This window comes from Phaeobacter sp., assembly GCF_022825805.1.
In the GTDB taxonomy this organism is placed as follows: domain Bacteria; phylum Pseudomonadota; class Alphaproteobacteria; order Rhodobacterales; family Rhodobacteraceae; genus Phaeobacter.
The window spans coordinates 1-8,657 of the sequence record NZ_JAJDWC010000144.1; the positions used below are offsets into that span (position 1 = coordinate 1).

Genomic DNA, 8,657 nt, shown 5'->3' on the forward strand with positions numbered 1-8,657 from the left:
GAATACACGTCTTCGAACTTCATAAGTCGAACTTCCTGTAACACTTCTGTCCGCTTCATAACGCCTCCTTTCGGAGACATGATAAAACCGGACAGATCGCATGTTACCTACACCGGACATATCGCTTGTTAGCGACAAAACCACGCGCCCTGTCTTGAACAGCTGACGCCGCATCCATATCCTGTGGTTTACACTCAGCCGGAAAAGGACTGCAAATGGCCGGAACTTCCCCTCATCCCATGTCTCCTCAGGATTGCCTTGTCGCGCTGATGGTAGCGATCTCCGCCTCGGACGAGGACATCCGGACCGCCGAATTGGTGAAAATCCAATCGGCTGTGAACATGCTGCCCGTTTTTGCATCCTACGACATCGACCGGGTCAATCGGATCTCGCAGATTGTGTTTGATCTGTTCGAGCAGGAAGACGGCCTGGACGCGCTGTTCGGGTTGATCCGCGAAGACCTGCCCGAACGTTTGTTTGAAACAGCCTATGCGCTGGCCTGCGATGTGGCCGCCGCAGATGGCAGCCTGACGGAATCGGAACTGCGCCTGCTGGAAGAAATCCGCTACGAGTTGAACATCGACCGGCTGCATGCCGCCGCCATCGAACGTGGCGCCCGCGCACGACACATGGTCTGACCTCCAAACAACGGAACAGTATAAGCGCCGCAGTCGACAGGATCGGCTGCGGCGTAACAGTGCGCGGTAACAGTCGGGGCCTATCCTGGCGCTGCCGATGCGGGTGCGGTCAGGCGGGGGTCAACAGATGGCCGTCAACTGCCGTAAACCCGCCCCCAACGCTCAATCAGCTGCTGCTGCACCCGCTTGGCCTGCCGGTTCCAGGACCGCGCGCCCGGCGGGCGTTCCCGGTCGGCGCGCTTGATCCCGGCCCGGGCACGTTTGTCCGCCGAGAAAATGGCAAATGCCAGTTCGGTGCCATCGGCTGCGGTCATGAACCCACCAAGACCGGACACGAAGTTGAGCGTGCCGGTTTTGGCCGCCACTTTGATCGGGTGGTTTTTGACCACGCGCCCTTTGCTGTCGCGCAGGGCAAACCCCTTCAGCAGCGGTTTCAGCGCGCCCTGTCGGTGGGCCGCGATCAAGGTCGTCACCATATCCGCCGCCGTGATCCGGGAGGCCGCCCCAAGGCCCGAGTGATCCACCAGTTTGGCCCCTTTCACCCCATAGGTCGCGGCCGCCCAGCGGTTCATGTCTGCTGCCGACTCCCGCAGGCTGCGAGGCCTGCCACCGCGGGCCTGGGTGGCGGCAAGACCGATCATCTCTGCCATCAGGTTGTTGGAAAACTTCAGCGTGGCCTTCAGCATCACATCCAACGGCGGGCTTTGGTGGGTCGCCAGCACGTGCCCATTGGGGCGGTTCTTGGCCACTTTGGGCGCGCGCAGGGCGATGCCGTTGGCCCGCACCATCGTGCGCAGCACATCCGCGGCATAGGCGCCGGGTTTGCGCACCGGCAACCAGCGCGAGCCGCCTTTGCCCAGCGCGGCATTGGCGACCGTCCAGTGATCCGCGCCCTTGCGATCCTGGTAGCTGTAGACCGGTAATTTGCGCTTGGCGACGGCCATCTGCGCCACCGCGACCTCGGGGCGGTATTTCTGCGTGCGCGCATCCATCGTCACCGCCCAGCCCTGACCGGCGCGTTTCCATTCAAAATGCACCCGGTTGAAATTCAACGCCAAACCCGACAGCGCCGGGCTGTAGCCCACGTGATCCGGCTGGTCCGGATCAATGCTGTGGATGGCAGGCAACGCCCCCTCGAAATAGCGGAAATTGCCACGCACCTCACGCAGGCCTGCGGTTTTCAACTGGCGCGCCATCTGTGCCAGATGGTCGGTGTTGAGCATGGGATCCCCGCCCCCCACCAGCACCAGATCGCCCGTCAGCACGCCGCCGCTCAGCGTGCCCGTGGCGATCAACTGCGTGGTAAAGCGATGCCCTGCCCCCAATGTGTCCAGCGCATAAAGCGCGGTCAGCGCTTTGGCGACACTGGCCGGTGGCAATGCGCTTTGCGCGCCTTCTGCCTCCAGCCGCAGGCCGGTTTTTACATCCGCGACCGCGCAGGCGACCTCCCCGCTCAGCCCGGCGCGTGCCAACACCCCCTTCAGCCCGCCGCCTGCCGATATCAGACTGGCCGGATCGCGGGCCACAGGGCGTAGCGAGACCGCTGGCGCATTGGCCAGCGCAGGTCCCCCAAGCGCAGCGGCAAGAGCAGATTGAACAAACAGGCGACGCGAAATCATATCCATACTATCTCATGAACGTCTTACAGTTCGACAAACGCACCGGCCCCCGCAGACGGCAAGACCGAAAAAGACCCGCAAAACAATCGCCCTAACCGGCAGATCTGCCTCTTTTCTTCTCCGAAGGTGCCTGATACCGCTGGCCCGATGGTGAAAGCAGTGATGATCATGTTTGTCGCCATGTCAATGATCCCTGCCGGGGACCTTTGTGGCAAGCTTCTCACTTCCAGCGGAGCAGCCACCCCCGGTTTCGTGGCATGGTCGCGGTTTGCAATCGGCACTTTTTTGGTGCTGCCCTTTGTGCCGCGCCGCGCATATCACCTGCTGAAAGACCGCCGCCTTTGGCTGCGCGCCGCCCTGCTGAGCGGCGGGATCGTGTCGATCCAGATGGCGCTGCGCACCGAGCCGCTGGCCAATGTGTTTGCCGCCTTCTTCGTCGGGCCCATCGTCAGCTATGTCCTATCCGTGTTCTTGCTGCGAGAGCCTGCCACGCTGGCGCGCAGCCTGTTGATGGCGCTTGGCTTTTGCGGCGTTCTACTGGTGGTGCGCCCGGGTTTCGGCGGCTCTGCAAACCTGATCTGGGCGGTGATGGCCGGGGTGTTTTACGGCGGCTTCCTGACCACCTCACGCTGGCTGTCGCATCTGGGCAGACCGCTGGAATTGAGCCTGACGCAGCTGTCGATCAGCGCGCTCTTGACCCTGCCTCTGGGGCTGGCCTCCCTGCCCATCCCATCGGTTGAGGTCGCGGCGCTGACCTTTGGCAGTGCCGGGTTTTCAATGCTGGGCAATCTGCTGCTGCTGTTTGCCTATGCCCGCGCGCCCGCATCGCGGCTGGCCCCGCTGGTCTATTTCCAGCTGGTGGCAGCAGTGTCTCTGGGGTGGATGGTCTTTGATCAATGGCCAGATTCGCTAACCTGGATTGGACTTGCGGTGGTGATCTCTGCGGGGCTGACCTCTGCAAGGTTGCGCCGCTAATCCGATCGTTCAGGTCTTGCCCCACGCGCCGCGCGCGCGGATCTCGGTCGAGCTGACATTGACCATGGGCACATTCACAAAGCACCAGGCAGGGGCCATGGCCTGCGCCAACAAACGGCTTTGCCCGCCCTTCAGCCGATAAGGCGCATAGAGCCGAGCCGCAGGCGACAGACGCGCAGAAATCCGGTCGCCGGGCCGCGCCAGAACCCCCACCGGCACGGTATCAAGGATCTGCTGCCAGTCCTTCCAACGGTGAAAATCGGCCAGGTTATCCGCACCCATCAGCCAGACAAAACGCACGCCAGGGTGGCGTTGGCGCAGCAACCGCAGGGTTTCCGCCGTGTAGCGCGTGCCCCAGTCTGCCTCGATCCCGCTGATCTGGATGCGCGGATGCTGGATCAAATCCCGGCAGGCTTGCACCCGTCGCTCCAGCGCCGCTGGCTGACGCGTTTTCAACGGGTTGCCGGGCGAGACCAGCCAGACCAGGTGATCCAGCCCAAACCGCCGCAGCGCCGCAAGGCTGATCGCGCGATGGCCCTGATGCGGCGGATCAAACGACCCCCCCAACAGCCCAACGGTCATCCCCGCACGTATATGTGGCAACCCCATCCTCATGGCTGCATTGATGCACATAGATTCCCGGCAAGATCAATCAGGTGTTGAACGCAAGGTGATCCCACTTGTCATTCCACAGCGCAGGGAGTTCAGTACACGCATTGATTGATTAAAATGGACGCCTCTATGCACCTGACTGTGCCCGAACCTAAAATCGAACTTTATGAAGATGGCTTTGACGATCATGACCAGCTTGACCGCGAAGCGACCGGCAAAAAACTCTCGGATCTGGTGGAGCGCATCGACGACCCAATGGTCATCGCGTTGGACGGCGCATGGGGGTCGGGCAAGAGTTTCTTTCTGAAATGCTGGGTAGGTGAGCACAAGAACCACAACTCAGAAACGAAGACCGTCTATTTCGATGCCTTCGAGCATGATTTTCTGGATGACCCGCTGATTGCGCTGACCGGAGCAATTGCCAAGCGTTTCGAAAGTGCTGAAAGCCAAGAAGAAGGCCAAAAATCTGAACGTAGCAGGCAAATCAAAAAGGCGGCTTGGGCGATTGGCAAAGGCGCACTCAGGATTGGGGCTTCTGTCGCCACTTTTGGCGCGACCGAAGCTTTGAGCGATGTGGGCGATGCTGTTGCAAATGCTGTAGGCGACGAAGCCGAGGCCTTTTTGAACAGCGGCAAGGGCGACGAGGAAGCCGTGAAGTTCTGGAACGCCCATGACGCCCGGATTGCCGCGATGGAGGCGTTTCGCGAGGCGCTGACCGAACTGACGGAGCCTAGCGAAGATGGGGAACCGCAACGAAAGCTGGTCATCGTCATCGACGAGCTGGACCGCTGCCGCCCGGACTACGCGCTGTCGCTGCTGGAGATCATCAAGCATTTCTTCAATGTCCCCGGCGTGCATTTTGTGTTGGGGGTGAATTTGAAGGAGCTACAGAACTCCGTCCGGGCGCGGTACGGGAGCGGTGTGGATGCTGCACGTTACCTGCGAAAGTTTGTGACATTCGGCTTTGATCTGCCGTTATATGATTCAGTAAGGGGGAGGAATGATGTCGCCGCGCGCTACTTTAAGAAGGCGGCTAATTCTATCGGCGCAAATGGTCGTGTGGAAACTGACATAATCATAGTACTAGTTCAGTATTTTCTCAAACCGGATGTATCCCTACGCGACGCCGAGCACATTGCAACTAACGTCGTCATTGCTGCATCTTCAGATACTCATTGGAATAACGGAGCATACAAAGTCGCGCTCGCCTGTTTGATCTGCGTTTACACATTGGATCCAGTGTTATTCTCTAAGATCATGTCTGAGAGTGCTGTGTTTTCCGATTTGCAAAAATTCTTCAAGCTTCCTGAAAGCTTGCCTGCAGACCCAGATGGACAGCTTAAAACAGTATGTAATGTATTGGCTATCTCATGTGGCCATGTCACTCCAACTTCAGAGCACACCTTAGACATTCCAAAAGGTGACGCGCTCGTGGACACAGAGTTTAAAACCTATCTTTCTCAAATCGCCAGGCGCCATCTTGGAGGCATCAATTTCATTTGAAATCAAGTGCCCGTGCTTTGCACGGGCAGCGCCCGAACCGCCCCCACGGGGCGGGCGCTCCGCGACCATCCCTCGGTTCGGACGCGGGATGATTGGCAGCTGTCGACGCACAAACTCGGGCGCGGGCCGTGCCGCTGCGCGCCGGGTCCCAAAGGGCAAACTACATCTGATCAAAAACCAGAGACTGGCATAACCCGATACTCAGGGTGCGCACCACGCATCCCGCATTGCCCCGCCGCCGCCCATCCGCTATCACACCAGCCAGCGAAATTCCCCCATCACGGAGCAGTCCCATGGCCGCCTATCAGTACGTCTACCACATGCAGGGGGTCTCCAAGACCTACCCCGGTGGCAAGAAATGCTTTGAAAACATCCACCTGTCCTTTCTTCCCGGTGTGAAAATCGGTGTCGTCGGCGTCAACGGTGCCGGTAAATCGACCCTGATGAAGATCATGGCCGGGCTGGACACGGATTTCACCGGCGAAGCCTGGGCTGCCGAAGGCGCCAAGGTCGGCTATCTGCCGCAGGAGCCGCAGCTGGACGAGAGCCTGAGCGTGCGGGAAAACGTCATGCTCGGCGTCAAGGAAAAGAAGGACAAGGTCGACCGCTTCAACCAGATCGCGGTGGAGATGGCCGAGAACTACACCGACGAGTTGATGGAGGAGATGACGGAGCTGCAAGACGCCATCGACGCCGACAACCTCTGGGATCTCGACAGCCAGGTGGATGTGTCGATGGAAGCCCTGCGCTGCCCGCCGGATGACGCCAAGATCGCCGATCTCTCGGGTGGTGAAAAACGCCGCGTTGCGCTGTGCAAACTGCTGCTCGAAGCGCCAGACATGCTGCTCCTCGACGAACCGACCAACCACCTGGACGCCGAAACCATCGCCTGGCTGCAGCAGCACCTGATCGACTACAAGGGCACCATCCTCTGCGTCACACACGACCGCTATTTCCTCGATGACATCACCGGCTGGATCCTCGAACTGGACCGCGGCCGCGGCATCCCCTACGAGGGCAACTACTCCGCCTGGCTGGAGCAGAAAGCCAAACGTCTGGAGCAGGAAGCGCGCGAAGACAAAGCCAAGCAGAAAACGCTGGAGCGCGAATTGGAGTGGATGCGCCAGGGTCAAAAGGCCCGTCAGGCGAAATCCAAGGCCCGGATCGCGGCCTACAACGAAATGGCCAGCCAGTCCGAACGCGAAAAGGTCGGCCGCGCCCAGATCGTCATCCCCAATGGTCCGCGTCTCGGCTCCAAGGTGATTGCGGTCGAAAACCTGTCCAAACACTACGGTGACAAACAGCTGGTCGAAAGCCTGTCCTTTGATCTGCCGCCCGGTGGCATCGTCGGTGTGATCGGCCCCAACGGCGCCGGTAAATCGACCCTGTTCAAAATGCTGACCGGTCAGGAACAGCCCGATGGCGGTGCCGTCGAATACGGCGATACCGTGAAGCTGTCCTATGTGGATCAGTCGCGCGATGATCTCGATGACAATGACACCGTCTGGGAAGCCATCTCTGGCGGCGCGGAGATCATCGAACTGGGTGATGCGCAGGTCAATTCCCGCGCCTATTGCTCCTCGTTCAACTTCAAGGGCGGCGATCAGCAGAAGAAACTGAGCCTGCTGTCCGGTGGTGAGCGCAACCGGGTCCATATGGCGCGCCTGCTGAAAGAGGGCGGCAACGTGCTGCTGCTTGACGAACCGACCAACGACCTGGACGTGGAAACCCTGCGGGCACTGGAAGACGCGCTGGTGGATTTCGCCGGCTGCGCCGTGGTGATTTCGCACGACCGTTTCTTCCTCGACCGGATCTGTACCCACATCCTGGCGTTTGAAGGCGACGCCCATGTGGAGTGGTTCGAGGGCAACTTCGAGGATTACGAAGAAGACAAAAAACGCCGGTTGGGACCAGACGCCCTGGAGCCTAAGCGCCTGAAGCACAAGAAATTTGTGCGGTGATAAAAACCAACAGGCCCGTCTATTTTGGCGGGCCTTTTCTTTGAGAAACCGAGTATGTCACAAAAACTGGTAATCGATCATTCTCATGTGTTCCGCGCATGGCTCAACTGGCAAGATTGGAAAGATCAGTTCGAAGCCGATCCAGGATTGAACAACTTGCCAATGCTGAAGTCTGGCAATTGGAGGACTTTTAGAAAGTTCACAGTCGAGTACGGAGTAGCAAGGGGAATTCCCGGCACGACATCACAGGAAGAGCCCAAAGGTGCGCTAACCGAAGTGCAGACTTTCTTGGCAAATTTACGTATCGACCACCAGACCCCCGGGTTCCTTGAGAGCGCTTCCGAAGAACTTCAAAAGTCTCTCAAGAAACACTGCGAAAACGGCAACGAAGCAAACTCTCAACTGTCTCTGATCAGTAAAGTGCTGAGCATGTCTCAGCCGGAAAAATATCCGATGTGGGACAGGTTTGCGAGGCTTGGGCTACGCGCCGTTACCGGAAAAAGCTACCAGAAATACGACAATTTCAAGAGCGAATTCGATGACCTTTTTGGAGACTATCTGCCCTCCATCTTGTCAACTTTAACGGGATTTGATGATCACATTCAAAGGAGCGGTTTTGCCCCGATCGCAAGCAATACTGCCTTTCAGCGACGGATTTTTGACGTGGCTCTTATGATTCACGGTAAAATCTGAAATCAAGGCCACATAGCCCTCATTACTAGGCCCAGGTCTTACATTGTGAGAGCGCAGATGCGCCTTCGTCATGCTGAAAGCATGCCTCCGGCATGATGGGAAGGTCAGGCGCGGGCCGTGCCACTATGCGCCACGCCCCAGGGGAAACCTTGTAGGCGTTGAACCTTGAAGCATTCGTTGCAGCGGAGGGCTCCGCCCGTCCATACTTCAAGCGGAGAACCGGCCCAAGCCTCTTCCCCCGCAACCCGCAACGCAGCCCAAACCACCAGCAACCAAAGATCTACGTAAAGGGCTGCAAACGCATTACAATTGCCCGGCGCACAGGCCCTACCCCGACAGTGCTGTTCCAACCGCTGCCATGTCGCGGGCATAATTTGGTCAAAATTAACCCTATTCTAGGTTGTGCGCAGGGAAGCCTGCGGCAAGCCACAGAAAGGGCGGACTATGGCAGCGATTGGTATTCTTGTGGGCATGATTGGCGGGCTGAATGCCGCTGTGATTGGCTATGCCTTGATCGGCTGTAAATGCCGTTTCAAAAATCCCCAAAAGTGGCGAAGTAAAATTCCCCACTTTCTGGTCTCGGTGATCAGCCGGTTGTTGCGATCAGTTTCTCCTTTTTTGGTGGTCGGCCGCGTCGCTTTGGTGCGGGCGGTGGT

At 58.7% G+C, this 8,657-nt stretch carries 7 protein-coding genes and 1 pseudogene; 6 read left to right on the top strand and 2 right to left on the bottom strand.

From position 1 onward, the window contains the following. Positions 1-215 precede the first annotated feature (215 nt). Entirely contained in the window at positions 216-638 is a 423-nt protein-coding gene (locus Q0C28_RS16465; RefSeq protein ID WP_293577434.1) for a tellurite resistance TerB family protein, read from the top strand. Positions 639-772: 134 nt separating this feature from the next. On the opposite strand, the gene dacB is transcribed toward Q0C28_RS16465, so the two are convergent. Then, positions 773-2,257: a D-alanyl-D-alanine carboxypeptidase/D-alanyl-D-alanine-endopeptidase gene (gene dacB, locus Q0C28_RS16470; protein WP_293577441.1), complete on the bottom strand. Its 1,485-nt coding sequence runs from the start codon at positions 2,255-2,257 to the stop codon at positions 773-775. A 168-nt stretch (positions 2,258-2,425) separates the two neighbouring features. Between dacB and Q0C28_RS16475 the strand changes: the two genes are divergently transcribed. Further along, on the top strand, positions 2,426-3,232 hold the full coding sequence (locus Q0C28_RS16475; RefSeq protein ID WP_293577436.1) for a DMT family transporter: 807 nt from the start codon (positions 2,426-2,428) through the stop codon (positions 3,230-3,232). 9 nt (positions 3,233-3,241) lie between these two features. On the opposite strand, the gene Q0C28_RS16480 is transcribed toward Q0C28_RS16475, so the two are convergent. Next, on the bottom strand, positions 3,242-3,847 hold the full coding sequence (locus Q0C28_RS16480; RefSeq protein WP_293577442.1) for a nicotinate-nucleotide adenylyltransferase: 606 nt from the start codon (positions 3,845-3,847) through the stop codon (positions 3,242-3,244). 114 nt (positions 3,848-3,961) lie between these two features. Here Q0C28_RS16480 and Q0C28_RS16485 point away from each other — a divergent pair, with 114 nt between their 5' ends. From Q0C28_RS16485 to Q0C28_RS16500, 4 genes and pseudogenes are all read left to right on the top strand, one after another. Next, the gene (locus tag Q0C28_RS16485) at positions 3,962-5,347 is read left to right on the top strand and encodes a P-loop NTPase fold protein (protein WP_293577438.1); all 1,386 of its coding nucleotides are present in this window, start codon (positions 3,962-3,964) and stop codon (positions 5,345-5,347) included. A gap of 293 nt (positions 5,348-5,640) precedes the next feature. Further along, on the top strand, positions 5,641-7,308 hold the full coding sequence (gene ettA / locus Q0C28_RS16490; protein ID WP_293577439.1) for an energy-dependent translational throttle protein EttA: 1,668 nt from the start codon (positions 5,641-5,643) through the stop codon (positions 7,306-7,308). Between the two features lie 54 nt (positions 7,309-7,362). Next, on the top strand, positions 7,363-8,001 hold the full coding sequence (locus Q0C28_RS16495) for a hypothetical protein (protein WP_293577440.1): 639 nt from the start codon (positions 7,363-7,365) through the stop codon (positions 7,999-8,001). 444 nt (positions 8,002-8,445) lie between these two features. Further along, positions 8,446-8,657, top strand: a pseudogene (locus tag Q0C28_RS16500) (hypothetical protein); the annotation flags it as partial.